This is a genomic window from Pectobacterium carotovorum (assembly GCF_900129615.1).
In the GTDB taxonomy this organism is placed as follows: Bacteria; Pseudomonadota; Gammaproteobacteria; order Enterobacterales; family Enterobacteriaceae; genus Pectobacterium; species Pectobacterium carotovorum.
The window spans coordinates 378,743-405,733 of record NZ_FQWI01000003.1 but is presented as its reverse complement, the minus strand read 5'-3'; the positions used below and the strand labels follow the sequence as shown (position 1 = coordinate 405,733).

The following is a 26,991-nucleotide window of genomic DNA, read 5'->3' as shown; positions in this document are numbered from 1 at the left end:
CTGTGATCACAGGAGAAAATTATTATGTCTCAAACTATCGTGTTGTCGTTGCAGGGACTGACCTGCGGACACTGTGTCCAACGCGTGAAAAAAGCGCTGGACGCGTTGCCTGCGATCGAACAAACCAACGTCACCCAACAGTACGCCAGAGTCAGCGGCGACGTTGATTCCCAGACGTTGATCGACACTATTGAGCAGGCTGGCTACGAAGCACAGCTTGCTACCACGCCGGATGTCTCTCTTCAGCTTTCCGGCCTGAGCTGCAATCACTGCGTCGCCGCTACGCGTAAAGTGCTGGAAGCCATTCCCGGCGTCGTGGCGACGGATGTCACCACAGAGCAGGCAACCGTGTATGGCAACGTTGAGGCCACAGCACTGATTAGCGCCATTGAAGAAGCTGGCTATCACGCCAGCGTGCAGGAGAATGTTCACCCAAAAACTGAGCCGCTGGCACAGGTAGCGACGACGCCGGAAGCGCTGCCAGCGGCCGAGAGTATTCTTCCGGCAATGACAACACCCGCCACCCGCGATGAAGACAGCGTACAGCTCCTGCTTCAGGGAATGAGCTGCGCCAGCTGCGTGAACCGCGTACAAACGGCGCTGCAAAACGTCAGCGGCGTCACACAGGCGCGGGTGAATCTGGCTGAACGTAGCGCGTTGGTCAGCGGTCACGCCGAACCGGAAGCGCTGATCGCCGCCGTTGAGCAAGCGGGCTATGGCGCGGAAATTATTCAGGACGAAGAAGCTCGCCGCGCACGCCAGCAGCAAACCTCTCAGCAGGCTATTCGCCGTTTCCAATGGCAGGCCGCGCTGGGATTGCTGCTTGGTGTGCCGCTGATGTTGTGGGGCGTACTGGGCGGCAGCATGAGCCTGACGCCGGAAAGCCAAACGCCGTGGCTGGTCATCGGTATTTTGACGCTGGCGGTGATGGTGTTCGCTGGCAGTCATTTTTACCGTAACGCCTGGCGCAGTCTGAGAAATGGCACCGCGACCATGGATACGCTGGTCGCGCTGGGAACGGGGGCAGCCTGGCTTTACTCTATTACCGTCAATCTGTGGCCGGATCTTTTCCCAATGGCGGCGCGTCACCTTTACTATGAAGCCAGCGCCATGATCATCGGTTTAATCAACCTCGGTCATGCGCTGGAACAGCGTGCCCGTCAACGTTCTTCGCGGGCGCTGGAACGGTTACTGGATTTGACGCCCCCCGCCGCTCGCGTCGTGACGCCGGAAGGTGAGAAATCCATTCCGCTATCCGACGTGCAGTCCGGCATGACGCTACGCCTGACAACTGGCGATCGTATTCCTGTCGATGGCGAGATTTTGCAAGGCGAAGTGTGGGTGGATGAAGCCATGCTGACCGGGGAACCGATCCCGCAAGCCAAAACGTCCGGCGATACAGTTCACGCAGGTACGCTGGTTTCCGACGGCAGCGTCCTCTTTCGTGCAGACGCCATCGGCAACCAAACCACCCTATCGCGAATCATCCGATTGGTCAGACAGGCGCAAAGTAGCAAACCCGCTATCGGCCAGTTGGCGGATCGTATTTCTGCCGTGTTTGTTCCCGTCGTCGTGGCCATCGCCCTTCTCAGCGGCGCAATCTGGTTCTTCGTAGGGCCACAGCCGCAGATGGTCTACACGCTCATTATCGTCACGACCGTTCTTATCATTGCTTGCCCCTGTGCGCTTGGGCTGGCAACTCCGATGTCGATTATTTCCGGCGTCGGACGTGCCGCGGAGTTTGGCGTGCTGGTGCGGGATGCCGATGCCTTGCAGCAGGCCAGCAAGCTGGATGTGCTGGTATTTGACAAAACCGGTACGCTAACCGAAGGACAGCCGCGCGTCGTGGCGATTCATACCTTCGCCGACGTGACAGAAGTTCAGGCGCTAGCCTGGGCGGCTTCGCTGGAGCAAGGCTCGAATCACCCACTGGCAAAAGCGATTCTTGAACGCGCAGAGAATCTGACACTCACGCAAGTCGAACAGTTCCGTACGCTGCGCGGCCTCGGCGTCAGCGGCAAGATCGGTGATGCACACCTGCTACTGGGGAATCCGGCGCTGCTCAAACAACATCAGGTCGATATCACCGCAGGCGAAACGCTGATCAATGAGCAGGCTCAGCGCGGTATCACGCCGGTATTGCTTGCGGCAAATGGTCACATCATTGCGGTGTTTTCCATCCACGATCCGCTGCGAGCGGATAGCATCAGCGCCTTGCAGCGCCTGCACCAGCAAGGTTACCAGCTCGTCATGCTCACAGGGGACAACCCGCTCACGGCGAAGAGCATCGCGAAAGAAGCGGGTATCGACCAAGTGATTGCTGGCGTACTGCCAGACGGAAAAGCGGAAGCCATCAAAAAGCTACAGGCTCTGGGCAAGCGTGTGGCCATGATTGGTGATGGCATCAACGATGCGCCGGCACTGGCACAGGCCGATGTCGGCATTGCGATGGGCGGCGGCAGCGATATCGCGATTGAAACCGCCGCTATCACGCTGATGCGCCACAGCCTGCACGGCGTCGCCGATGCGCTGGCGCTATCCAATGCCACGCTGCGCAATATGAAGCAGAACCTGCTGGGCGCGTTTATCTATAACTCGCTGGGGATCCCCATTGCCGCAGGCGTACTCTACCCGCTGACCGGGACGCTACTTAGCCCAGTGGTAGCCGGTGCCGCTATGGCGCTATCCTCCATCACGGTGGTCAGCAACGCCAACCGCCTGCTGCGTTTTAAACCTAAAAGCCAGTAATGCAAACGCGGCGCGTTGTTGAGACGCGCCGCGTTTTCCTTTGCCGAAAACCATCGTGATTTTATCGCTGGCAACCAGACCTATTCACCCACGCTTACTCCAGTTCATGGCGTGCGGCTTCTGCCAAAAAATGGCTGCGATCGCGATAAGTACCCGGCTGCTCTCGCACGCGATTATCAATACGCTGTATCAACGTATCGGGAAGTGAAATGTTCAATCGCTGCGGTTTTCCCTCAAAAACCGATAAATCCACATCCAGCACGAACCAACTATCGTAGTCCGCAAAATCTGGCATTGCCGCATAGATGAGATGTCCAGCGTCATTAAGTCGTTTAATATCCAGATTTCCGCGGCTCACCGCTTCATCAATCAGGGTTAAAATCGCTTCCCGCGCCATGCGTGCAATCTCTTGTTGGCTGTCAGCTGCAGAGAAGCAGCCATAATCATCAGTACATAACGCCGGAACGATCAGCCCATATGCCGTAGCATCATCTTTTGGCGTTTCAACACCGACTGAAAAAAACATATTGCCTCCGAAAAGGCGGGGATCAAATCCCCGCCATTTTTTTGATGGATTTGACAGTTCCAAGTGGTAAATCCTTTTTTGGATGCGGCACTGGAAATGTTTTTCCAGTAATGGGTGACCACCATATTTGGTGACTCCCGCCGTTATGCCGTTTGCACTCACAACCTGCCGCTGCCAGCTCCTTTATCAGGTCAGTTGATTTCATGTATCCTCCTAACCTGATTTTCATTATACACACCAATACACACCCATCAATCTTTACGCATAGGGAGAATTGAGTAACCAAACACGTGGGCTTCCGTGCCCTTAAGATTGGTATACCTTGTATTGTTCCGCATCTAGCGTTTAGCATAGTTATTCCACATCAGGAGACGGAACCAATGGGGCAACTGCTGCGTAGAATCGCGACTTTTCTTGGCTTTATCTCACCGCTGGCTTACGCCTACCCAGCGATAGACGTTCAGCTTGCCAATGAACGGCAGCTGCATCTGGTCGGCAGCATTCATATGGGTAGCAAAGATATGGCACCGCTGCCCGATACGCTGCTGCAACAGCTCCGGCAGGCGACCGCACTCATCGTCGAAGCCGATATATCCGATTCACATTCCCCCTTCGGACACAGTGACGCCGAACCACCGCTCGAACAGCGCCTCAGCCCGGAAAACTACCGCCAACTGCAAAAAATCTGTGAGTCGCTTTCTTTCGATGAGAGCAATATCAGTACGCTTCCTGCCTGGCAGGCCGCACTGATGCTACAAGCGAGACAGGCACAGTTGCTGGGCTTACGCCCCGACTACGGTATCGATTATCAGTTAATTAACGCCGCGAAATCTTACGGTATTCAGGTTATCGAACTGGAAGGACAGCAGACGCAGGTTGATTTGTTACAACAACTACCGCAGGGCGGCCTGCTGTTGCTGGAGGATACGATTAAACACTGGCGCACTAACGCCCATTTGCTACAAACGATGGTGGGCTGGTGGCTAGACAGCAGACCCGGCAAATATACGCCGGATATCCCCACGACGTTCAGCAATGAAATGACCGACCTGCTGATGGGCCAGCGTAACCGCCGCTGGCAGCAGCAGCTTCAGGAATTGCCACCCGGAAATTACGTTGTGGCCGTAGGCGCACTGCATCTGTATGGCGATGAGAATTTACCCACGCTGCTCAAAAACGGTCATACCGCAACTCCATGAAAGAACACGTTATGACGCGTAGCCGCGTCCGCAAGATAAGGCCCGCAACAGGGTTAAGGATAGTGAAATCATGACACCCGCAGTCAATCTGCTCGAAAAAAACAAGGTCGCCTTTACGCTACACAGCTACCACCACGACAGCGATGAAACCAACTTTGGCGAAGAAGCGGCCAGAAAGCTGGGACTGAATAAAGAACAGGTTTATAAAACGCTGCTCGTTTCTCTGAATGGTGATGCGAAAAATCTCGCCGTGGCCGTTACGCCAGTCGCCGACATGCTGGATCTCAAGAAAGTCGCCCGTGCGCTGTCGGCTAAAAAAGCAGATATGGCCGATCCAGTCATCGCTCAGCGTGTCACAGGTTATCTGGTAGGAGGAATCAGCCCACTGGGGCAGAAGAAACTGTTGCCAACCGTGATTGATGAACCAGCACGCCAGTTCGGTACCATTTTCATTTCCGGCGGTAAGCGTGGGTTGGATATTGAACTATCGGCAGACGATCTGGCACGCCTGCTGCGCGCCACCTTTGCCGATATCGCCAGGCATGATTAATACTCGCGATTAAATGAGCATAACCTGCCTGACGATGTAGCATCAAAACGAAGCAGATAGCAGAGGACTCCACGGCCAGTGTGTCCCCTGCTACCGCTTCATAATCGATTACTGATCGACTTTCGCCCCTTTATCCAACTGCATCACTGGGCCTTCTTTCACATTCAGCGTCAGGCCTTTGGTCTGCAACTCCGCATTTCTTACGCGAATGCCTTTATCCGCATCAATACGCACATTATCAAAGTGGAAACCACTGAGCGGGGCTTCCGGTACGCCGATAATATACGCAGCGGCCTTGGTCTTACCGGTCGACTCCAGATTCTCGATCGTCACATTGCTGAAATGCGGCGTCTTGTACTGATCAAACGGCTGCTCTGGATCGGTATCCGGCGGATAAATTTGCTCCCCCATCGTGAAGCCACCTTCGGCCAGCATTTTGTCTACTTCAGCCTGCACAATCGGCGCGGCTTTGTAGTAAGCGGCAAAGACCAGCGGGATTTCAACATCCACCATTTTGGTATTACGGTAAGTGATGTTTTTCACTTCACCGCCTTTACCACGCAGGGTTTTAATACGGATACCGTACATGGAACCTTCGAACTGGTTATTTTCAACCAGCACGTTATTTACGCCGCCGGAGGTTTCGCTGCCGATAGAAATGCCGCGCCCCTGCTTCAGGATATTGTTGGCGATATAGATGTTATCCACGACGCCATTCGGGAAGCGGCTATCCGGCTTCTCGGCTTTTATCGCGATGTGGTCGTCATTACAGTCGATATAGTTATTGGTAATACGGATATTCTGGCTGTCGATCGGGTCGATAGCATCGGTATTTGGCGCATGCCACGGCGACAGAATCCGAGTACCGTTCACATCCACATCATGCGAGTAACGCATTACAACGTGGAAGCTCGGGGAATGCGTCAGCGTGACGCCATCCACCAGCACGTTATTAGAGCTTTTGATATAAATCAGACGTGGACGATCGGTGCCGCCTTTCTTGCCAGTTGCACGAATATTCTCGCGCCAGCGCTCCCACCAGACAGCGCCCTGCCCATCAATGGTGCCTTGGCCAGTAATAGCCACATTCTGTGCATCGGCAATACTGATAAAGGGAAGCCAGCCATTTTCCGCTTCAGCGTACTTGGTTTTTTCCGTCGCGCGATACGCTGCTTCTTCGGTCGACGCGACGATGGTCGCATCTTTTGCCAGATCCAGCCTTATGTTACTTTTCAGGAACAGCGGATCGACCAGATAGTTACCGCGAGGAACGTGTACCGTTCCGCCGCCAGCCGCAGCACAATCATCAATCGCTTTCTGGAAAGCCTGGGTATTCAGTGCGATTTGTAGGCGGCGGCCTTCGGCCCCGTATTGCGTTACGTCACAGATTTTATCGGGAAATTTCACTGAACTGGCCGCTTGTGCGGTACCCGCTTGAATACCCAACGTGATGCAGGAAGCCATTAATGACAGGGCAAGACCACTACGCATACTTAACCTCACTAAAAAATGAAATATCGTTTTAATAAAATACCACTCATATTCCATTAAAAAGCGAGAGGCGATCACGTTTTAGATGTATTCGTAATAATTACAATAAGGTAGGAATTTTTTTGTGCAATTGCACGATTCCCATCCTGCGAATGTATCTATGGCGAGGCAGTCCGCCGCATAAACAGAGCAAGGGGTGTAAAAGAAAGTAGGACCGAGGGAAATCGTGCTGGCCTGAGTGACCAGCACAGAGAAGATAAATGGCGTTATGCCGTCAGGCGAGCAAAAGCATCACGGATTTCCTGTTCAGGTAAATCCACACCGATAAACACCAGCACGCTCTTTCTTTCTTCATCAGCGTGCCATTCTCTGTCCCAGTCGGCGCTATACAAGCGCTGAACCCCCTGAAACAGCAGGCGGCGGTCATCACCGTTGATGGCCAGAATGCCTTTATAGCGCAGCAGATTATCGGAGAATTGCAGCAGCAGGTTTTCCATCACATCGGAAACAGACTGAAGCTCAACCGCCTTATCGAGATACACAACGATTGATTGCACGTTATTCTGCGCGGGGGCAACAAAGCGAAATACTGGCGTTTTCACGTCCAGCTTGTCGCTGAGGACAAAACCGTCAATGTTAAACAACACGCTCAGATCGATATCGCCATGGACGACAGGGTAGATCGGTGCACGCGCATTGATACGCTGAAGACGCGGTAGCAGCGTTTCGTCTTCGCTTGCCACGTCGGTTTTGGTTAGCAGTATGCGATCGGCATAGCCAATCTGCGACTGCGCGATGGTGAACTGATCGAGCTGCTGCTGCGCATGTACTGCATCCACCAGCGTGATAATCCCGTCCAGAACAAAGCGTTCACAGATAATTTCATGCGAGAAAAAGGTCTGCGCCACCGGCCCCGGATCGGCCATCCCGGTGCATTCAATAATGACGTGATCAAAATCGAGCGTGCCATTATCTACGCCATCAATCAGATCGAGCAGCGCATCGGCCAGTTCATTGGACTGCGTACAGCAGATGCAGCCATTGCTTAGGGTCGTAATTTGACTGGCGCGTTCTCCAATTAACGTATTATCAATCGGGACTTCGCCAAATTCGTTTTCAATCACGGCGATTTTATAGCCGTGCTCGGCATTCAGAATATGCCGTAATAAGGTCGTTTTTCCTGCACCAAGAAACCCAGTCAGAATAGTGACATACACGGGTTTAGTCACATCAGATGATAAAGGTTGAGTCATAACAGATCCCAAGTCGTTAACAGCAACGCATCCCGCCTTTGCCGTCTCCGCCGTAACGCGCCTGCTGGCGTTCGCGGAAGAATTCTTCGTACGTCATCGCAGGTTTATCCGGGTGATTAGTCTGCATATGCTGCACATAGGTATCATAATCTGGCATACCGACCAGCATACGCGCCGCCTGGCCCAAATATTTTCCTGCTTTTCCCAGATTGCCAAACATCATTACCTCCAGACTATCGCCTGCAATAGCAGCTAGATAAAAAATACCCTGTATAACGTTATACATTATACAGGGTATCTGTACCCGTCATCTTTCACGTTCAGCCTTGCTAGCTGTCTCGCAAAATCCGACGGGCGCGAGTCACTTAGTGGCCGGAAGAAACTTTAACGCCACCTTCAGGAACCGGAACATACGGGGTTTCCTGATCGGTACGTTCAGCCACTTTACGTGCAGCCAGTGCCGCTTTAATACCGTACGCAATAATACTGTACACCACGATCAGGAACAGAATGCTCAGACCGGCGTTGGTATAATTGTTAGTCACGATATGGTTCATGTTCGAAATCTGCTGCGCGCTCAGATCGGCACCGCCTTCCGCAATTTTGCCCTTGAACATGTTCGCCATGTAGAAGAAGCCTTCCAACTGAGGATTGTCGCTGAACAGTTTCAGGCCCAGCGCCCAAGTAGTACAGATCAGCAGCCAAATCGCCGGAACCAGCGTTACCCAGATGTACTGCGTACGTTTCATCTTAATCAGGATAACCGTGCCCAGAATCAGCGCCACGGCAGCCAGCATCTGGTTGGAGATACCGAACAACGGCCACAGGCTCTTCACGCCGCCCAGTGGATCAACCACGCCCTGATACAGCAGGTAGCCCCACAGACCGACGCAGCCCGCCGTACCGATCATACCAGCAATCAGAGAGTCGGTTTTCTTCAGGAACGGAACGAAGTTACCCAACAGGTCTTGCAGCATGAAACGGCCAGCACGCGTACCCGCATCCAGTGCCGTCAGAATGAACAGCGCTTCAAACAGAATACCGAAGTGATACCAGAAGCCCATGTTGGCACCAGGGATGATCTGGTGGAACACGTGTGCGATACCAACAGCCAGCGTAGGTGCACCGCCTGCACGGTTCAGAACGGAAGGTTCACCGATGTCTTTCGCCGTTTGCAGAATCTGCTCAGGAGAAATCACGAAGCCCCAAGAGCTAACGGTCGCCGCCGCGTGGGCGGATACATCCTGCAACTGTGCCAGAATCATCGGCGCATCTGCTGTACCCAGACGATGCAGATCCGGCATAGTAATACCCAGCGCCGCTGGCGGAGTATTCATCGCGAAGTACAGACCCGGTTCGATGATAGACGCCGCAACCAGCGCCATGACCGCCACGAAAGATTCCATCAGCATGGCACCGTAACCGATGAAACGCGCATCGTTTTCGTTAGCCATCAATTTCGGCGTAGTACCGGAAGCAATCAGCGCGTGGAAGCCAGACACCGCGCCACAGGCAATCGTAATAAACAGGAACGGGAAAAGCGTACCTTTCCAGACTGGACCGGTGCCATCCACAAACTGCGTTACCGCTGGCATTTTCAGATCGGGATTCAGAATCACGATACCAATCGCCAGGCCGACGATGACACCAATTTTCAGGAAGGTCGCCAGATAGTCACGCGGCGCCAGAATCAACCATACTGGCAGCAGTGCGGACACGAAGGCATAACCAATCAGGGTATAGGTGATGGTCGTATCTTTGAAGGTCAGCGCTGGGCCCCAGTACGGGTCATGTGCCACTACGCCACCAAACCAGATTGCCAGCACCAGCAATACGATCCCGATCACCGAGATTTCACCGACTTTACCCGGACGGATAAAGCGCATGTAGACGCCCATGAACAGCGCGATCGGCACCGTAGAACACACGGTAAAGACGCCCCACGGACTTTCTGCCAACGCTTTCACCACGATCAGTGCCAGTACGGCAAGAATGATGATCATGATAAGGAAGCAGCCGAACAGCGCAATCGTACCCGGTACTGGGCCTAATTCCTTCTTAACGATTTCGCCTAACGACGCGCCGTTACGACGGGTCGAAATAAACAGGACCATGAAGTCCTGCACAGCACCCGCCAACACCACACCGCCCAACAGCCATAAAGTGCCCGGCAAGTAGCCAACCTGCGCGGCCAGCACCGGCCCAACCAGCGGACCTGCACCTGCGATAGCAGCAAAGTGGTGCCCGAACAGGACGTTACGGTTCGTTGGCACATAGTTAAGACCGTCGTTATTCACAACGGCGGGGGTTGCTCTGGTCGGATCTAACTGCATGACTTTTTGTGCGATATACAGGCTGTAGTATCGATAAGCCACGAGGTAAACGGCGACAGAAGCAACAATAATCCATAATGCACTAATGTGCTCGCCGCGACGTAGTGCGACTACGCCGAGGCAAGCAGCCCCGATGATTCCAAGAATCATCCAAGGGATGTGTTTAAGAATGGCGTTGCTCTTCATAAGACATCCTTCAATTAAAAATCACAATCGTTTGATTTTGTTAGCTGTAGAAAAATAAACCCTGGTAATGCGTCGTGCGATAACGCGGGTTATCGCGTATTTCAGATAAAGGAAAATAGTGGCGGCACATTACGCCATCGCGTACGCGCGTGGGGCGGGTATTTGGGTAGGCGGCAGAATAGCGAGCTAAGCGGTTAGAATGACGCAGTGAGTGGCTGGGGATAAATTGGGCGGTATAAAACGAAAAGGCCGCGACGTTCGCGGCCAGTAGAGTGTTAATGTGATGGGCGATTACGGAACCTGATACGCCAGTTTGTAATTACCCGCCGTCGCGGTGCGGAATGTCACACTGTCGGTGCGCCAGCGGATTTCCACTTCCGCGGGTGACTGCGCTTTCCAAATGGAAGCATCGTTGACGTTCAGCACCAGTCGGTCAATGGTCGCGACATCTGCCGATGGATCGGTAATATCGAGTGCGAACGCAAACGCCAGTGAGTCCGGTACGCCGTTGTTAGATAAAAATAGTTGCGTCCACTGTGCCGCAGTAATGCCGCCAAACTCTGCGGGTGTCATGCCGTCAGCAATCAGTTTCGTTGCACCTGCGGTATCTGCTGACAGCGCACCCACATCGACCCACGCCCCGTTCCGCAAGACATGCCAGTTCACCAGATCCCGCGTCACAGCAACACGCACTTTGCCGTTACCCGTCTGCGTTGCTGTTAGCGTGGCAGCATTGATTTGAGCCCATAAACCAGCAGAGGCAGATAATAGAGATTTGTTGATAACAATTTGTGAATTCGGGAGATACGTCAATTTAATATTACGCTGATTCTCTGCATGTACTGAGAACGGAGAAATAGCAGAAACATCAGATCCATTAATCGTCCCAGATGATGAAAACCCACGACCAAAGTCAGCTGTTGCAATATTCTCCAGCAATCCATTATTAACCGTATACCATGCATTATCACTGCCATTAATCAACATGCGGGCATGAGGGAATAATTTAATGTTTTGTATAACAACATAGTTAGTATTTGGGTTTGATTCAGTGATAATAATTCGGTATGACGCATACGCTACTGATGAGGATATTCTGTACTCTCTGATAACCCCAGTGTTACTATTCGTATCATTATTAACAGAATGAAGGGATTCCCATGTAATCCCATCATGACTTCCCTCAAATCGCCATGATCGTGGGCTACTGATAACAGATGATAATCGATTCTGGATTGAATAGCCGCCGATAGCTTCTGGGTTCGGTAGATCTACCCGCAACCACTGAGGTGCTTCAGCTGTTGGTCCAACTTCAGAATTCCAAAAACCAGGATTGGTCGACGAAAACGCCATCCACCCAGAATATGCAGGAGTGTATATCGATGATGAAGAAATCGTATATCCGCTCGGAGATACATTTGATTCCATATCAGGGATAATGGATGTTGTTTCCATATCATCGATTGATAACGATTTAGCATCAGGTTTTATATCTGCAAAATATTCTCCACCTGATCCGACCAATTCGACAACTCCGCCCATATACGGCTGTACTTGCCCATCAAAAACAACCGCACTCGTTGCGTTATAACCTGACTCACTCGACGCATTAAAGTCATCAACAACGTAAGTCTGATTTACCGCCCCTGCTTCTTCTTTCAGCGCATACGCCGCGAGATTAAATGTATTCTGTGGGCGAATGCTGAACGCGTGGTTTTGCCCTGCCGTTGCGCTCAACCGTTCGGCAACAATATAACCCGAACCGCCGACGGAACCACCGCCTGCTGCACTAATAATGGTTTTCTCATTCGCTGGATTATAACTCAGCGTCACACCCGATCCGGCTTCCAGCGAGGAATGAATGAGCTGCTTTGTTTTTTGTGTGTAGTCGGTGATTTCCGCTGTGGTGTGCGTGTGATCTGCGGCCGCAACGCCCATCTGCGCTGGCGTCGGTGAAATATCGCCGCTGCCCAGCAGCGATTGGCCAAAGAGCGTGCGGATAGTGGTGCCAGAAATTAATGCATCCTGCTTCGCATTCCAGACTGCTTTTTCATCCGGCGAGGCAAATTTTCTGGTGGCGGTTTCGGTAATCTGATCGGCTGTATAGTCGCCAGTGTGTGCCGTTACAACGCCAGTCCGTCCGAATACGGAGGCAACGCCAGAGACACCGGGTTCTTGACCACCGCCATTGTCTGAATGGCAGCATGTATGGGGATGAACAGTGCATGTTGATTTTCCTGTACTGTCACAAACATTAATTTCAATATTGATATCTTTCATAGTATTGATGACTCCATTAATAAAAGGAATAAGGAGTATCACTTATTTATCCAGTGTATTATTTCAACGAACTTTACTAATCCACCTTTTCCTTTTATATAAAAAAGAAGCAAAAATGGCCGCAAATACGCGGCCAGTGAAATATGTTATCGGGTGAATAATTACGGAACCTGATACGCCAGTTTGTAATTACCAGCCGTCGTAGTGCGGAATGTCACGCTGTCCGTGCGCCAGCGGATTTCTACCTCCGCCAGGGTCTGCACTTTCCAACTGGAAGCGTCGTTGACGTTCAGCACCAGTCGGTCAATGGTCGCTACATCGGTGACCGGGTCAGTGATATCGAGTGCAAACGCAAACGCGAGTGAGTCCGGCACGCCGTTATTGGATGAAAACAGCTGCGTCCACTGTGCCGCCGTAATGCCGCCGAACTCCGCTGGCGTCATGCCGTCCGCAATCAATGCTTCTGCGCCAACTGTATCTGCTGACAGCGCCCCCACATCAACCCACGCCCCGCTCCGCAACACATGCCAGTTCACCAGATCCCGTGTGACGGCGACACGTACCTTGCCGTTGCCCGTCTGCGTCGCTGTCAGCACTGCGGAGTTGATTTGTGACCATAACGCCGCGCTCGATGCGACTTTCTGTATTGCAATTTGAGGATGCGGTGTATATAGCACTTTTGCATCAATATTTTTTGATGAAAAAATCGTTACTGGCTGTATTCCTGACAATGATGATTCAGGTATTACGCCAGATGACAAAAAACCAGTCTCATAAAAATCTGCCGCCACAGATGGTGCTGGGACCGATGTTAATATCCCATTGTTCGCTGAATACCACTTACCATCACTACCGTTAATCAACAGTCGCTCGCGGCGGAATATTTCAAACTCCCCAATTTGGACATGTGGGCCAGCATTTTGCGCGGTTATTAAAATACGGAATGATGAATACGGCGTGTTATTGGTGAACGTATATTCTCGAACCGCTCCCCTCCCATCACGAGTATCATTAGATACCGTATGTAACGTATCCCACGTTGTACCATCATTACTCCCCTGAAACATCCACGATTTCGGGCTGAGTGGCCCAGGATTCAGGTTTTCGTTTGTTATTCTGTATGTATCAATCAATACAGGAGCCGCCATAGTAATACGCAACCAATGTGGGTTAGCCACTGTTGGTACGGTTTTGGATGCCCAGTATCGATTTAACGTTCCATTGAATGCTGTCCACGCCGCGTATTGCGTTGAATACTCGGACGATGCGTCAACCATGTAGCCAACTGAACTATTATTTGCTGTCATCGCAGGAATCAACGTTTTATTAACAGCATCAATTTCAATGCTTTTACCGTCTGATTTAACTGGTGACGAATAAAAATTACCGGACTGCACCAGGTTATATAGCTTTCCGACATAGGGACGTAATGTGTTATCAAACACAGCAGCATGAGTTACGTTGTAGTTCCCTTCGCTAGACACGCCGAAATCATCCACCACATAAGTCTGATTCGTTGCGCCAGCGACTTCTTTCAGCGCATACGCCGCGAGATTAAACGTGCTTTGTGGGGTAATGTTGAATACGTGATTTTGCCCTGCCGTTGCGCCCTGACGATCGGCAACGATATAGCCAGAGCCACCGCTGCCCGAACCACCGCCCGTAGCACTGATTACCGTTTTCTCGTTCACCGGGTTATAACTCAGCGCCACCCCCGTCCCGGCTTCCAGCGAGGAATGGATGAGCTGCTTCGTTTTTTGCGTGTAGTCAGTGATGTCCGCGGTGGTGTGCGTGTGATCCGCGGCCGCAACCCCCATCTGCGCTGGCGTCGGTGAAAAATCACCGCTGCCCAGCAGCGATTGGCCAAAGAGCGTGCGGATAGTGGTGCCAGAAATTAATGCATCCTGCTTTGCATTCCAGATTGCTTTTTCATCCGGCGAGGCAAATTTTCTGGTGGCGGTTTCGGTGATCTGATCGGCGGTATAGTCGCCGGGTTGTGCAGTCACGATACCGGTACGCCCGAATACGGAAGCAACACCGGAAACACCGGGCTCCTGACCACCGCCGTTGTCTGAATGGCAGCAAGTATGGGAACCAGCTTGAATGAGGGGATTAACAGTACAGGTTGATTTTTCCGCGTTGCCACAGACGTTGATTTCAATATTTACGTTTTTCATCGTACCGACTACTCCGTTAGTTAGGGTGTATCAGGAGTATCGTGTATTTGGCAGGTCTTTTATTTTAAAGCACTTTACTAAACATAAGGTTATTTAATCAATTAAATCAGCAAATTAGATTTAATGCCTTTTGGTAGTTAAAGGTTTAAATGCGGCATGATTATCTCAGAATAACACCCAGAAAAAATGGCGGTTTATGTCATCAGTGAAGAGACAAAAACCGCCATCACTATTTGTTACTTATAAACGATCTCACCTTTCGGCGCGTAGGCTTCCGCATCCAGCGGTGAATGCTTCTCGATATACTGCTTCAGCACTTCAGCATCAACGAAACCGGTGTTCACATAGCCCGGCAGATTATCAAGGCGTGGGTAACCATCGCCGCCCATCGCATTAAAGTTCAGCGTTGCCATACGGTAAACTTTATCGGCCTGCAACGGCTCACCTTTGATCTTCACATTCTGCACACCCTGCCCGTCTGCCGTCAGGCTGACGTTGAGGAATTGCGCATAGGCACCGGAATCCACCTTTTTATTGGCGGCTACGGCCAGATATTTCTCGACGTCGCTACCTTTCATATCCACGTAAACCAGCGTGTTGGCAAACGGTTGAACCTTCAGCACATCTTTGTAGGTGATATCACCTGATTCAATCGAGTCGCGTACACCGCCGCCGCTCATGATGGCAAAATCAGCCCCTGCACGCTCAAGCTGTGCCGACAGCAGCACGTGCGCCAGATTGGTCTGACGGAAACGCACCTGATTGCGATCGCCTTCCAGTTTGCCTTTCACGCTACCGATCTTGATGCCCAACTGCGCCTGCCCTTTTTCCTGGAACGGCGTCAGCATTTTCATAACGTCAGGATCCTGCGTGATTTCATGCGTATAGAAAACACGCTCGGTCTTGCCGTCTTTCTCTACCTTTTTCTTCAGGTTGATCGGAATCAACTGGTAATGCTCAAGCTTCAACTCACCATTGCGGAATGTGAAATCGGCACGGCCGACATATTTACCCCACTCATGCGCTTGAACAATCCAAGTACCGTTCTGACGATCGGGTGCACAAGGCGTGCCCGGCACATAATCCACCTGCTTTTTATTTTCCTGCGCCATACAGACCGGATCCTGCGAGTGACCGCCGACAATCATGTCCAGATATCCAGCAGGCAGGCTACGCGCCATTTCCACATCACCCGGAGCATTAGAACCGTGATTACCGTCGTCATAGTGCCCCATGTGCGTCGCGGCAATAATCACATCCGGCTTTTCGCTCTTCCGCAACTGCTCAACAACCTGCTTTGCTTCCGTAGAAGGGTTACGGAATTCAATATCGGTAAAATACTCAGGATTGCCTAATTTGGCCGTATCGTCCGTTGTCAGGCCGATAACCGCGATTTTCACACCTTGCTTGTCGAATAGGGCATAAGGCTTAAATAAGCGCTGACTGGTACTTTTTTGATAGATATTGGCCGATAACAGAGGGAATTTCGCCCATTTCTCCTGCTGACGCAGGACAGACAGTGGATTATCAAATTCGTGGTTGCCGAGTGCCATGGCATCATAGCCGACCATGTTCATACCGCGGAAATCTGGCTCTGCATCCTGTAAATCGGACTCAGGCACGCCGGTATTAATATCACCGCCGGAAAGCAGCAGTACGCTGCCACCTTTACTCGCCACTTCCTGACGAATCTGATCGACCAGCGTTTTTTGCGCCGCTAGCCCATATTCACCGTGGTCGTTATGCCAGAAGTGGCCGTGATGGTCATTGGTATGCAAAATAGTGATGGCGTACGTTTTATCTTTTTCCCAAGCCATTGACATAACAGGTGTTAGCGCCAGCGATACCGCCAGCGCACATCCCAGAGCTTTTGTTGAAAAGCGCATGATAAATCTCCGTTTATTTTAAAGACCCAGTGGAACCACTGAGAAATTCACCACACAAATTAGCACAGCAAGATGAACAATGCGCGAAGCGCATTCACCCTGTCCGTCAGCAATGTGCGATAGCCGACAAAATCAGATTAGGTATAGCAGTTAGAGTGATATCGCGCTGACTCGACACTGTCGTCGTCCCGTCACGAACTCTTGCTAATATGGATGCTTCATCGGAATAATCCGGCATCACACCGCTTATCCCCTGTTTTCTGGCGTTTTACGCCAGTGGATAAAATTATTCCGCTGAATAGACAGAAAAGCAGTAAGGCATTACGACCAAGAACATCACTCTATCAGAATAATTACGCATGTTTATCAATGCTTATCGCGAGAAACCACCCTTAAATCTGTGTTACACTATCTTTAGCTGGATAAACTGATATTTTTCACAAAATACCACTTTTATCCAAGCAACATTTCGCTATATGCAATAGAATTTATCTATGCCCAGAATAATTGGCGTTGCAGCCAGACAGCAAACGAACGAATCCCAATACGCTTTTCGGTACATAATAAGAGTGATCAGGGTACGTAAGCGCCGCTAACCACGCTGTAGCATCAAGGCAAGAAGGGTAAATCCGCTCAATTACGTTTCACCTATGGCACAAGGAGTTGGGATGCATGCTGCAACACCGCTAATTTCTACTATCGCTGGGGGGCTGGTTCTTGCTTTCCTCCTTGGTATTCTGGCAAACCGCCTGCGAATCTCTCCCCTTGTTGGTTACCTTGCCGCAGGCGTACTTGTCGGTCCTTTTACCCCCGGCTTCGTTGCCGATACCTCACTGGCATCAGAACTCGCTGAACTTGGCGTCATCCTGCTGATGTTTGGCGTCGGCCTGCACTTTTCACTGAAAGACCTCATGGCGGTAAAGTCCATCGCCATTCCCGGCGCGATAGCCCAGATTGCCGTGGCAACGCTGCTTGGAATGGGGTTATCCACCATGCTGGGCTGGAGCCTGGCGAGCGGCCTGGTTTTCGGCCTTTGCCTCTCAACCGCCAGTACCGTCGTTCTGCTACGTGCGCTGGAGGAACGACAGCTTATTGATAGTCAGCGTGGTCAAATCGCTATCGGCTGGCTGATTGTGGAAGATCTGGCGATGGTCCTTACGCTGGTTCTGCTACCGGCCTTCGGTGACATGATCGGCTCTGAGCATGCCGACACCAGCAAACTGCTAACCGATTTGGCCTGGACCATCGGTAAAGTGATTGCGTTTATTACCCTGATGATTGTCGTAGGTCGTCGTCTGGTGCCTTGGGTATTGGCAAAAAGCGCCAGCACTGGCTCACGCGAGCTTTTCACGCTGGCAGTGTTAGCCATGGCACTGGGTATCGCCTTTGGCGCGGTGAAACTGTTCGATGTCTCCTTTGCACTGGGCGCATTCTTCGCTGGTGTGGTATTGAACGAATCTGAACTCAGCCAGCGTGCAGCGCACGATACGTTGCCGCTGCGCGATGCCTTCGCCGTACTGTTCTTCGTTTCCGTCGGTATGCTGTTTGATCCGATGATCCTGCTGAACGACCCGATTTCCGTACTGATCACGCTGGCGATTATCGTGTTCGGTAAGTCAGCCGCCGCTTTCGTGCTGGTTAGACTTTTTGGTCACTCTAAGCGGACAGCATTAACGATTTCCGCCAGTCTGGCGCAAATCGGTGAATTTGCCTTTATTTTGGCTGGACTCGGTATTGTGCTGGGGCTGTTGTCCGAAGAAGGACGGAATCTGGTACTGGCCGGTGCCATTCTCTCCATCATGATAAACCCGTTGCTGTTTACGCTGCTTGAACGCTATCTGGCGAAGAACGAAACAATAGAAGAGCAGATCGTGGAAGAAGCGATTGAGGAAGAGAAACAGATTCCTGTCGATATGTGCAACCATGCGCTGCTAGTCGGCTATGGTCGTGTTGGTAGCCTGATTGGTGCCAAACTGCATCAGGCAGGGATTCCCATCGTTGTCATTGAGAATTCACGTACACGCGTCGACGCACTGCGTGAACAGGGAATTAAAGCCGTATTAGGTAACGCCACCAAGCCTGAAATCATGGATATTGCGCGTCTGGACTGCGCCCGTTGGCTATTGCTGACCATTCCGAACGGCTATGAGGCGGGGGAAATCGTCGCGGCAGCCCGTGAGAAGCGTGCCGATCTGGAGATTATCGCCCGGGCGCACTATGACGATGAAGTCAGCTACATTATGGAGCATGGTGCCAACGAAGTGGTCATGGGAGAGCGGGAAATCGCCAACAGCATGATCACTATGTTGAAGCTGGATGACATGCCACCCGCGCCTCAGGCGTGTCCTATCTAAGTGGCTACACGCTGAATACGAAAATGGCGGGCAAATAAATGCCTGCCATTTTTTTTACGTTGTGCGATATACCCGTCAAGCATCGCCAGACAAAAACTGTCTTGCCCCTACTCTGCTTTGCTCACTAACTGTTCCAGCAGATCGATGTGCAGCGGATCGTCATTGAGCGCAGGAATATAGTGAAATGCCTCTCCGCCTGCGTGCAGGAAAATTTCACGGTTCTGTTCCTGAATCTCTTCCAACGTTTCCAGACAGTCAGCCGCAAAACCGGGGCACATGATCTGAATGTGCTTGATTCCCTGCGCGGGCAGCCCCTGCATGGTTTCATCCGTATATGGCGTCAGCCAGGGTTCACGGCCAAAACGCGACTGGAAAGTCATCATTATTTTGCCTTCCGGCAGCCCCAGCGCAGCAATCAGCGCCTCTGTGGTCGCTCGACAGCGCTGCGGATAGTCATCCCCTTCATTGGCATACCGCTCGGGAATACCGTGATAGGAGATCACTAATCTGTCGGGTTCACCATGTTCAGCAAAAGACTGCTCGACACGGTGCTTCAACGCTGCAATATAAGCAGGATGTTCGGCGTAATCACGGATAAAGCGAATCGCAGGCAACTGACGATTATCACGCAGTTGCGCCGCTAACCCATCCCACACGGCTGCTGTTGTTGAGCAGGAATACTGCGGATACATCGGCAAGACCACCAGTTGCGTTACGCCTTGCGCCAGTAGCTTATCCAGCGCCGAACGCAGACTGGGCGAACCATAGCTCATCCCCAGTTCAACAGGCGTTTCCGGCATACGTGCAGCCAGTGCCTGCTGCTGCCGACGGCTAATCACCAACAGCGGCGATCCCTCTTCCATCCAGACCGATTGATAGAGCTTCGCCACTCGCGGTGAGCGTGTTGGCAGGATGATACCGCGCAACAGCGGCCACCATAGCAGACGCGGCGTGTCCACCACGCGTCGATCGCTGAGAAACTCCGCCAGATAACGCCTCACCGCCTGCGGCGTCGGGGCATCGGGTGTCCCTAAGTTCACCATCAGCACGCCGTATTTCTCTTGTTTCATCGCCGTCTTCCTTTTATGGAGAAGCAGGCTTTCTCTCAGCCCGCCAGTGCGTAACATCAAATGTCTATTGTAGCGAAAAAAAGCTAAACAAATACGGGTAGATAGCAGGGATAACGCCGATGCTACCAATAGAGGAAACAAAGCAAACGAGGATTTCAGAACGAAAAAATGCCAGACGGTCGTCTGGCATTCAGGTGTTTGGTATGATTCGTGTAGAAAAATTAGCCCAGAATGGTTTCCAGTTCTGCGCGAACTTCTTCCACTTTACGCGTGCCTTCTACTTTGAAATAGCGCGTGTTACCCGCGTCAGCTTCTTTCTGATAGTAAGAAACCAGCGGTGCAGTTTGCTGATGGTACTCAACCAGACGCTTACGCACGGTATCTTCCTGATCGTCTTTACGAATAGTCAGATCTTCGCCCGTCACGTCGTCTTTGCCTTCAACTTTAGGCGGATTGAATTTTACATGATAGACACGACCGGACGCCGCATGAACGCGACGGCCAATGATACGATCGATGATCAGTTCATCAGGAACGGCAAATTCGATAACGTAATCCACATTGATGCCTGCATCTTTCATCGCATCAGCTTGTGGAATGGTGCGTGGGAAACCATCCAGCAGGAAACCGTTACGGCAATCCTCCTGGGCGATGCGCTCTTTAACCAGAGCAATGACCAACTCATCAGTGACCAGCTTACCTGCGTCCATGATTTCTTTAGCCTGCTTGCCCAATTCAGTACCCGCTTTTACCGCTGCACGCAGCATGTCACCCGTGGAAATCTGCGGAATACCGTATTTCTCCATGATGAATTGAGCCTGAGTACCTTTGCCTGCGCCCGGAGCGCCCAGCAGAATAATACGCATCGCGTAAATCCCCTTGCTATGTAATATTTATAAAATAAATTTGAAAAACGCTAAACCATACCATTCCAGACGCTTATGCTCAAGGAACGGGCTCGCTTCAGCAACACGCAGGCAGATGAAAAAAAGCCAGATACCTAAAAATTCGGTTTGCCGTCTGCCCAATGTTGCCATTCAGTGTAGACGAAGAAACACCCAATAGCGGAAGGAAGCGTAAAAGTCAGGGGAAAGACCCCGGCTATCACCGGGGTCTGGAAGATATCACTATCAGGCACTTAACAGCTGATTCATCCGGCGGATGAACAGGTTCGGATCGTCCAGCGTACCGCGTTCGGCCAGCAGAGCCTGATCCAGCAGCAGTTCAACCCACTCGCCAAACTCAGCTTCATCAGAAACGTCAGCCGCACGTTTAATTAACGCGTGCTCTGGGTTCAGTTCAAAAATGTACTTCACTTCCGGTGCCTGCTGGCCCGCTGCGGCGAACAGTTTCGCCATCTGCGTGCTCATCTCATCAGCATCCGTTACGACAATCGCAGGCGTATCGGTCAAACGGTAGGTGAAACGCACATCTTTAACGCGCTCGCCCAGCAGAGTTTTCACACGATCAACAAATGGCTCCAGCGCTTTTTGTGCTTCTTTCTGCGCATCGTTTTCTTCATCAGCCAGTTTGTCCAGCGTGTCATCTGCTTTGCTGACCGACTGGAAGGATTTACCGTCGAACTCGGTCAGGTAGCTCATCATCCATTCGTCAATGCGCTCGGACAATAGCAATACTTCGATGCCTTTCTTACGGAACAGCTCCAGATGCGGGCTGCTCTTGGCCGCCGCATAGCTGTCTGCGGTGATGTAGTAGATCTTGTCCTGACCTTCCACCATCCGGCTAACGTAATCTTCCAGCGATACCGTCTGTGCGGAGCTGTCGGATTGCGTAGTGGCAAAGCGCAGCAGTTTCGCGATCGCCTCGCGGTTGCTGCCGTCTTCCGCCGGGCCTTCTTTCAGCACCAGACCAAACTGTTGCCAGAACGTCTGGTATTTTTCCGCGTCGTCTTTCGCCAGTTTATCCAGCATTTGCAGCACGCGTTTAGTCAGCGCATTACGCAGGTTCTGCGTCACACGGCTGTCCTGCAAAATCTCACGGGAAACGTTCAGCGGCAGATCGTTGGAATCAATCAGGCCGCGCACAAAACGCAGGTAGTTCGGCATGAACTGCTCGGCGTCATCCATAATAAAGACGCGCTGAACGTACAGTTTCAAGCCATGTTTATGATCGCGGTTCCACATATCCCATGGTGCACGGGCAGGAATATAAAGCAGGCTGGTGTATTCCTGCTTACCTTCCACGCGGTTGTGGCTCCAGCTCAGCGGATCGGTAAAATCATGGGAGATGTGCTTATAAAACTCGTTGTACTCTTCATCGCTGACTTCAGATTTACTGCGCGTCCACAGAGCCTGCGCCTTGTTAATTTTTTCCCAGCTAACGGTGGACTCGCCGCCCTCTTCTTCGCTTTCTGTCTGGGATTGGATTTCTACTGGCAGCGCGATGTGGTCGGAATATTTGCTGATGACGGAACGCACACGCCAGTCATCCAGGAATTCGTCTTCACCTTCACGCAGATGCAGGGTGATTTCCGTACCGCGATCGTCTTTGGTGATGTCGGCGATGGTGTAATCCCCTTCCCCGGCAGATTCCCAGTACACGCCCTGATCGGCGCTCGCTCCCGCAGCACGGGTACGCACGGTCACTTTATCCGCCACGATGAAGGCGGAGTAGAAACCCACACCGAACTGACCAATCAGTTGGCTATCTTTAACCTGATCGGAACCCATAGATTCCAGAAAGGCCTTGGTGCCGGATTTCGCAATCGTACCCAGATTATCAATGACTTCGTCACGGCTCATGCCGATACCGTTGTCAGAAATCGTCAGGGTGCGTTTTTCTTTATCCGTAGACACACGCACGCGCAGATCGCCATCACCCGCATACAGCTCTGGTGTGGACAGCGCACGGAAACGTAGCTTGTCTGCCGCATCGGAGGCGTTGGAGATCAATTCACGCAGAAAAATTTCTTTGTTGGAATAAAGCGAATGGATCATCAAATGCAGGAGTTGCTTAACTTCGGACTGGAACCCGCGAGTTTCTTGGCCTTTCATACTCATTATTGCTTACCTCAATCCTAATATTATTCAGGCTGATTAAACTGACGATAAGTAGCAAATGGGGATAAACCGAGGGGATTTCAAGGGGTAAATTTCAGCGAAAAAAGAAAACGGTGAGATGAAAGAGGAAAACAAGACTGCGGCTGCCAGATAATGATGCTGGCAGCCGACAGATTAAAACCGGAAAGGCTGACGACCCGCGAGCGAATGGGAAAGCGTGGTGCCATCGACCATTTCCAGCTCACCACCAACGGGAACGCCGTGTGCAATGCGACTGGCCATCACGCCGTGTTGCGCGCACAGTTCCGCTATATAGTTTGCCGTAGCATCGCCTTCTACCGTCGGATTGGTAGCCAGGATCACTTCGCTTATCGATTCCACTTGCAGGCGCTCTTCCAGCCGCCCCAAACCGATATCGTCCGGGCCAATGCCATCCAGCGGCGACAAATGCCCCATCAGTACAAAGTACCGACCGGCAAACTGCCCCGTCTGTTCAATGGCATGAATATCAGCCGGGCTTTCTACCACGCAAATCTGCCCGTTTTGTTGGCGACGCGGGTTCGAGCAAATCGCACAAACGTCCTGCTCGGTGAATGTCCGACAATCGCTACAGTGACCGATTTCGGACATCGCCCGTGTCAACGCCTGCGCCAGACGCATACCGCCACTGCGGTTACGTTGCAGCAGTTGAAACGCCATGCGCTGCGCCGACTTGGGCCCAACGCCCGGCAGGCAGCGCAGCGCTTCCATCAGTGATTCAAGAAGCGGACTGGTCTGCATCAGAACGGCATCTTGAAGCCCGGCGGCAGTTGCATACCGCTGGAAACAGACGCCATTTTCTCTTTTTGCGTTTCAGCAATACGACGAGCGGCATCGTTGAACGCCGCAGCGATCAGGTCTTCCAGCATCTCTTTGTCGTCTTCCATCAGGCTTGGATCGATCTCAACACGGCGGCAGTTATGCGCACCGTTGATCGTGATTTTCACCAGACCTGCACCCGACTCGCCCGTGACTTCCAGATTCGCCACTTCTTCCTGCATCTGCTGCATTTTTTCCTGCATCTGCTGGGCTTGCTTCATCAGGTTGCCAATTCCACCTTTACCAAACATAGTTTTCTCTCTATCACGTCGGGCTGCGCACTCGCAGCGGTTAAACAGGGCGGATACTTTCTTCGTCCAGTTCCGCATCAAAGAAACGCCGCAGCGTTTGAATCGTTGTGTCGGCCAGAATCGACTGACGCGCCTGCGCCAGCTTCTCTTCATAGATAGCCTGACGCCACTCCAAAGGCGTTCGCACCGCAGGATTGTCGTCTTCAGTAATCAGTAATTCTACAGGATGCCCGTAGTGAGCCGTCAATGCGTCCGCCAGCGTCTTTTGCGCCGCAGGCGAATTCAGATGCCGCTGGGATGAACGCAGATGCAGATGAATCTTGTCTGCCTCTTCGCTCTCTTTAAACGCATTGAGTGCCAGCTGTTGTACCAGCTTTGGCAACGTCAGGCGATGGATTTCCGCCGCCCATGCATCTCGCTCCAGTGACTCTTCCGCCAGCCGTGCCGCCAGTTCTGGCGTTTTTTCGTGCTCTAATGCCGAACGCAGCGCTTTTGGCGTTGCGATGTCGACCTTCTCTTCTTCGACTTTATTCTGCGCCCGCCAACGATACGCTTCCGGCTTTTTGGGCTCGGAGGGGGACGTTTTCGCGTTTTGCCGTTGAATGCTGCGCTCAGTCACCGAAGCCAATCGCTCCAGCGCTGAGGTTGCCGGCCGCGTGTTGTCAGACGCTGCCGGATCAGCCTTTTTTGGTGGCGTACTCCCCTGTTTTCGCAAGAGCTGACTACGCGCCTGTAATAGCTGAGACGTCGCATCAGGCAATTCGCTCTCATCATGCTGCTCCGCTGAAGCGGGCGCTTCCCCTAACGGCGGCGCATAGGCAGAGGCATCCATCGGCGGCTCGGGAGAGTAAGATGACGGCGGCATATCTTCGGGAGCTGCTGTATTTTGTGGCACTGGCGCACGGACCGTCGCCGATACCGTCGCAACGGGCTGCTGCACAGAAGGCTGAATAGAAAGCACACGCGCAGTTTGAGCTGGCGCAGCGCTCACCGGCGCTACAGGCTCGGCGATAATCTGGCTGGGATGAAACGCCAACGCTCTCAGTAGCGTCATTTCAACGCCCATCCGACGATCGGGTGCAAAAGGCAGTTCTTTGCGACCAATGAGCATCGTCTGGTAGTAAAGCTGCACTTCTGCGGGCGGCAGCGCACGCGCCAAATCTCGCATACGCGCTTCAACTGCGGCGTAATCATCACCCAGCGCCGCAGGCAGCAGTTGGACCATCGCAATACGATGTAGCAGCGTCTGGGTTTCCACTAGCAGCGATTCCCAGTCTACTCCGCGTGCCGCGACCTGGTCTAACAGCGACATGACCTGTGCTCCATCGCCTTTCGCCAGTGCTTCAATGAGTGCCAGCGGTTGCTCATCGTCCAGCGTGCCCAACATTTGGCTGACTGAAGCGGTCGTGACCTGCCCTTGCCCCATGGCAATGGCCTGATCGGTCAAACTCAGCGCATCACGCAAGCTCCCATCAGCAGCACGCGCCAGAAGTTGCAGCGCCCGAGGTTCACTGACGAGGTTTTCTGCCTGTAATACCTGTTCCAGATGCGCACGAATCTGTTCGACATCCAGCGCTTTGAGGTGAAATTGCAGGCAGCGTGACAGAATGGTCACTGGCAGTTTTTGCGGATCGGTGGTCGCCAGCAGGAATTTGACGTGCGGAGGCGGTTCTTCCAGCGTTTTCAGCAGCGCATTAAAGCTGTGGCGCGATAGCATGTGTACTTCGTCAATCAGGTACACCTTGAATCGCCCACGCGCAGGCGCGTACTGCACGTTATCCAGCAGATCGCGCGTGTCTTCGACTTTAGTGCGAGACGCCGCATCGATTTCGATTAAATCGACAAAACGGCCCTGTTCGATTTCGCGGCAGTTGTCACACTGGCCACACGGCGTTGCCGTCACGCCCTGTTCGCAATTCAGCCCTTTTGCCAGCAAACGGGCAATCGACGTCTTCCCGACACCGCGGGTGCCAGAAAACAAATACGCGTGATGAATTCTGCCTAGGGAAAGGCCGTTAGCCAACGCGGTCAGGACATGTTCCTGACCGACAACATGGGCAAAGGTTTGGGGACGCCACTTACGGGCAAGAACCTGATAGCTCATCAATACCGCAACAGTCGAGTTATTGAGGCGATCATGCTAACACAGCCACGCCGCTATCGGCGAGACTGTTATGATTAATGTCCGGGGAAGTCAACCAGGCTATAGCAGGTGACACCCATCTCGGTCAGGCGTTGCTCGCCACCCAGATCGAACAAATTGATGATAAAAGCGGCATCGTTGACCGTACCGCCCAGACGACGAATCAATTTCACCGTTGCTTCAAGCGTACCGCCCGTTGCTAGCAGATCGTCGATCACCAGCACATTATCGCCAGCGGAGATTGCATCTGCATGAATTTCCAGCGTATCTGAACCGTATTCCAGTTCATAGCTTTCACTGATCGTCGGACGTGGCAGCTTGCCCGGTTTACGCACGGGAACAAAACCCACGCCCAGCGCCAGCGCAACCGGGGCGCCAAACAGGAAACCACGCGCTTCAGTACCGACAACCTTCGTCACACCGGTGTTGCGGTAACGGTTTGCCAGCATCTCAATACTGGCCGCATAGGCCACAGGATCTTCCAGCAGGCTGGTAACATCACGGAACAGTATGCCCGGCTTCGGATAATCGGGGATGCTTTTGATACTGTTTTTAATTAATTCTGCCTGCTGCTGCGCTGTTACGGTCGTCATAGTTGTGCCTGATAAAACGTTCTGAACATACAATGCCGGTCGCCACAAGGCTTCCATCATCGCATGACGTGAT

At 52.3% G+C, this 26,991-nt stretch carries 20 protein-coding genes; 4 read left to right on the top strand and 16 right to left on the bottom strand.

Annotated features, from left to right (window positions below; genetic code table 11):
• Positions 1 to 24 precede the first annotated feature (24 nt).
• Positions 25 to 2,748: a copper-exporting P-type ATPase CopA gene (copA, locus tag BUB06_RS08860; protein WP_039472424.1), complete on the top strand. Its 2,724-nt coding sequence runs from the start codon at positions 25 to 27 to the stop codon at positions 2,746 to 2,748.
• A 94-nt stretch (positions 2,749 to 2,842) separates the two neighbouring features.
• On the opposite strand, the gene BUB06_RS08855 is transcribed toward copA, so the two are convergent.
• Entirely contained in the window at positions 2,843 to 3,274 is a 432-nt protein-coding gene (locus BUB06_RS08855) for a type II toxin-antitoxin system HicB family antitoxin (RefSeq protein WP_039472423.1), read from the bottom strand.
• Positions 3,275 to 3,296: 22 nt separating this feature from the next.
• Positions 3,297 to 3,479: a type II toxin-antitoxin system HicA family toxin gene (locus BUB06_RS08850; RefSeq protein WP_039485998.1), complete on the bottom strand. Its 183-nt coding sequence runs from the start codon at positions 3,477 to 3,479 to the stop codon at positions 3,297 to 3,299.
• A 175-nt stretch (positions 3,480 to 3,654) separates the two neighbouring features.
• Between BUB06_RS08850 and BUB06_RS08845 the strand changes: the two genes are divergently transcribed.
• Together BUB06_RS08845 and ybaK are read left to right on the top strand one after the other, a co-directional pair.
• Positions 3,655 to 4,473 (top strand): TraB/GumN family protein, encoded by an 819-nt coding sequence (locus BUB06_RS08845; RefSeq protein WP_039472421.1) that lies wholly within the window; start codon positions 3,655 to 3,657, stop codon positions 4,471 to 4,473.
• A 70-nt stretch (positions 4,474 to 4,543) separates the two neighbouring features.
• On the top strand, positions 4,544 to 5,023 hold the full coding sequence (ybaK, locus tag BUB06_RS08840) for a Cys-tRNA(Pro)/Cys-tRNA(Cys) deacylase YbaK (protein WP_039472419.1): 480 nt from the start codon (positions 4,544 to 4,546) through the stop codon (positions 5,021 to 5,023).
• Positions 5,024 to 5,131: 108 nt separating this feature from the next.
• On the opposite strand, the gene BUB06_RS08835 is transcribed toward ybaK, so the two are convergent.
• The 7 genes from BUB06_RS08835 to ushA all read right to left on the bottom strand — a co-directional run bounded on the left by BUB06_RS08835 (position 5,132) and on the right by ushA (position 16,629).
• Positions 5,132 to 6,514: a glycoside hydrolase family 28 protein gene (locus BUB06_RS08835; protein ID WP_039472418.1), complete on the bottom strand. Its 1,383-nt coding sequence runs from the start codon at positions 6,512 to 6,514 to the stop codon at positions 5,132 to 5,134.
• Between the two features lie 266 nt (positions 6,515 to 6,780).
• Positions 6,781 to 7,767: a GTPase gene (gene yjiA / locus BUB06_RS08830; protein WP_039472416.1), complete on the bottom strand. Its 987-nt coding sequence runs from the start codon at positions 7,765 to 7,767 to the stop codon at positions 6,781 to 6,783.
• Between the two features lie 16 nt (positions 7,768 to 7,783).
• Positions 7,784 to 7,987, bottom strand: coding sequence for a YbdD/YjiX family protein (locus BUB06_RS08825; protein WP_005976130.1), 204 nt, complete (start codon positions 7,985 to 7,987; stop codon positions 7,784 to 7,786).
• A 145-nt stretch (positions 7,988 to 8,132) separates the two neighbouring features.
• Positions 8,133 to 10,286: a carbon starvation CstA family protein gene (locus tag BUB06_RS08820; RefSeq protein ID WP_039472414.1), complete on the bottom strand. Its 2,154-nt coding sequence runs from the start codon at positions 10,284 to 10,286 to the stop codon at positions 8,133 to 8,135.
• Between the two features lie 291 nt (positions 10,287 to 10,577).
• Positions 10,578 to 12,566, bottom strand: a complete 1,989-nt coding sequence (locus BUB06_RS08815) for a discoidin domain-containing protein (protein WP_039472412.1) — start codon at positions 12,564 to 12,566, stop codon at positions 10,578 to 10,580.
• A 161-nt stretch (positions 12,567 to 12,727) separates the two neighbouring features.
• Complete coding sequence (locus tag BUB06_RS08810; protein ID WP_039472410.1) at positions 12,728 to 14,743, bottom strand: discoidin domain-containing protein; 2,016 nt, start codon at positions 14,741 to 14,743, stop codon at positions 12,728 to 12,730.
• Between the two features lie 236 nt (positions 14,744 to 14,979).
• Entirely contained in the window at positions 14,980 to 16,629 is a 1,650-nt protein-coding gene (ushA, locus tag BUB06_RS08805; protein WP_010303056.1) for a bifunctional UDP-sugar hydrolase/5'-nucleotidase UshA, read from the bottom strand.
• Positions 16,630 to 17,297: 668 nt separating this feature from the next.
• Between ushA and ybaL the strand changes: the two genes are divergently transcribed.
• Positions 17,298 to 18,983 carry a YbaL family putative K(+) efflux transporter gene (ybaL, locus tag BUB06_RS08800; RefSeq protein ID WP_010303052.1) on the top strand — a complete coding sequence of 562 codons (1,686 nt, stop codon included), beginning with the start codon at positions 17,298 to 17,300 and terminating at the stop codon, positions 18,981 to 18,983.
• Positions 18,984 to 19,090: 107 nt separating this feature from the next.
• Here ybaL and hemH read toward each other — a convergent pair whose 3' ends face one another.
• From hemH to apt, 7 genes are all read right to left on the bottom strand, one after another.
• A complete protein-coding gene (gene hemH, locus BUB06_RS08795; RefSeq protein ID WP_010303048.1) occupies positions 19,091 to 20,053 on the bottom strand; it encodes a ferrochelatase in 963 nt (320 codons plus the stop codon).
• 221 nt (positions 20,054 to 20,274) lie between these two features.
• Positions 20,275 to 20,919: an adenylate kinase gene (gene adk / locus BUB06_RS08790; protein WP_010303043.1), complete on the bottom strand. Its 645-nt coding sequence runs from the start codon at positions 20,917 to 20,919 to the stop codon at positions 20,275 to 20,277.
• 264 nt (positions 20,920 to 21,183) lie between these two features.
• Positions 21,184 to 23,067: a molecular chaperone HtpG gene (htpG, locus tag BUB06_RS08785; RefSeq protein WP_174435938.1), complete on the bottom strand. Its 1,884-nt coding sequence runs from the start codon at positions 23,065 to 23,067 to the stop codon at positions 21,184 to 21,186.
• Between the two features lie 180 nt (positions 23,068 to 23,247).
• Positions 23,248 to 23,853, bottom strand: coding sequence for a recombination mediator RecR (gene recR / locus BUB06_RS08780; RefSeq protein WP_014914551.1), 606 nt, complete (start codon positions 23,851 to 23,853; stop codon positions 23,248 to 23,250).
• Positions 23,853 to 24,182, bottom strand: a complete 330-nt coding sequence (locus BUB06_RS08775) for a YbaB/EbfC family nucleoid-associated protein (RefSeq protein WP_005976112.1) — start codon at positions 24,180 to 24,182, stop codon at positions 23,853 to 23,855. Before BUB06_RS08775 ends, recR begins: the two co-directional genes overlap by 1 nt.
• 40 nt (positions 24,183 to 24,222) lie before the next feature.
• Entirely contained in the window at positions 24,223 to 26,286 is a 2,064-nt protein-coding gene (dnaX, locus tag BUB06_RS08770) for a DNA polymerase III subunit gamma/tau (RefSeq protein WP_039472407.1), read from the bottom strand.
• Between the two features lie 74 nt (positions 26,287 to 26,360).
• Positions 26,361 to 26,918 (bottom strand): adenine phosphoribosyltransferase, encoded by a 558-nt coding sequence (gene apt, locus BUB06_RS08765; RefSeq protein WP_010303030.1) that lies wholly within the window; start codon positions 26,916 to 26,918, stop codon positions 26,361 to 26,363.
• Between the last annotated feature and the right edge of the window lie 73 nt (positions 26,919 to 26,991).

Coding starts and splice junctions, on each gene's coding strand:
- copA (WP_039472424.1), top strand. CDS start 25: ATGTCTCAAACTATCGTGTTGTCGTTGCAGGGACTGACCTGCGGACAC.
- BUB06_RS08855 (WP_039472423.1), bottom strand. CDS start 3,274: ATGTTTTTTTCAGTCGGTGTTGAAACGCCAAAAGATGATGCTACGGCA.
- BUB06_RS08850 (WP_039485998.1), bottom strand. CDS start 3,479: ATGAAATCAACTGACCTGATAAAGGAGCTGGCAGCGGCAGGTTGTGAG.
- BUB06_RS08845 (WP_039472421.1), top strand. CDS start 3,655: ATGGGGCAACTGCTGCGTAGAATCGCGACTTTTCTTGGCTTTATCTCA.
- ybaK (WP_039472419.1), top strand. CDS start 4,544: ATGACACCCGCAGTCAATCTGCTCGAAAAAAACAAGGTCGCCTTTACG.
- BUB06_RS08835 (WP_039472418.1), bottom strand. CDS start 6,514: ATGCGTAGTGGTCTTGCCCTGTCATTAATGGCTTCCTGCATCACGTTG.
- yjiA (WP_039472416.1), bottom strand. CDS start 7,767: ATGACTCAACCTTTATCATCTGATGTGACTAAACCCGTGTATGTCACT.
- BUB06_RS08825 (WP_005976130.1), bottom strand. CDS start 7,987: ATGTTTGGCAATCTGGGAAAAGCAGGAAAATATTTGGGCCAGGCGGCG.
- BUB06_RS08820 (WP_039472414.1), bottom strand. CDS start 10,286: ATGAAGAGCAACGCCATTCTTAAACACATCCCTTGGATGATTCTTGGA.
- BUB06_RS08815 (WP_039472412.1), bottom strand. CDS start 12,566: ATGAAAGATATCAATATTGAAATTAATGTTTGTGACAGTACAGGAAAA.
- BUB06_RS08810 (WP_039472410.1), bottom strand. CDS start 14,743: ATGAAAAACGTAAATATTGAAATCAACGTCTGTGGCAACGCGGAAAAA.
- ushA (WP_010303056.1), bottom strand. CDS start 16,629: ATGCGCTTTTCAACAAAAGCTCTGGGATGTGCGCTGGCGGTATCGCTG.
- ybaL (WP_010303052.1), top strand. CDS start 17,298: ATGCATGCTGCAACACCGCTAATTTCTACTATCGCTGGGGGGCTGGTT.
- hemH (WP_010303048.1), bottom strand. CDS start 20,053: ATGAAACAAGAGAAATACGGCGTGCTGATGGTGAACTTAGGGACACCC.
- adk (WP_010303043.1), bottom strand. CDS start 20,919: ATGCGTATTATTCTGCTGGGCGCTCCGGGCGCAGGCAAAGGTACTCAG.
- htpG (WP_174435938.1), bottom strand. CDS start 23,067: ATGAAAGGCCAAGAAACTCGCGGGTTCCAGTCCGAAGTTAAGCAACTC.
- recR (WP_014914551.1), bottom strand. CDS start 23,853: ATGCAGACCAGTCCGCTTCTTGAATCACTGATGGAAGCGCTGCGCTGC.
- BUB06_RS08775 (WP_005976112.1), bottom strand. CDS start 24,182: ATGTTTGGTAAAGGTGGAATTGGCAACCTGATGAAGCAAGCCCAGCAG.
- dnaX (WP_039472407.1), bottom strand. CDS start 26,286: ATGAGCTATCAGGTTCTTGCCCGTAAGTGGCGTCCCCAAACCTTTGCC.
- apt (WP_010303030.1), bottom strand. CDS start 26,918: ATGACGACCGTAACAGCGCAGCAGCAGGCAGAATTAATTAAAAACAGT.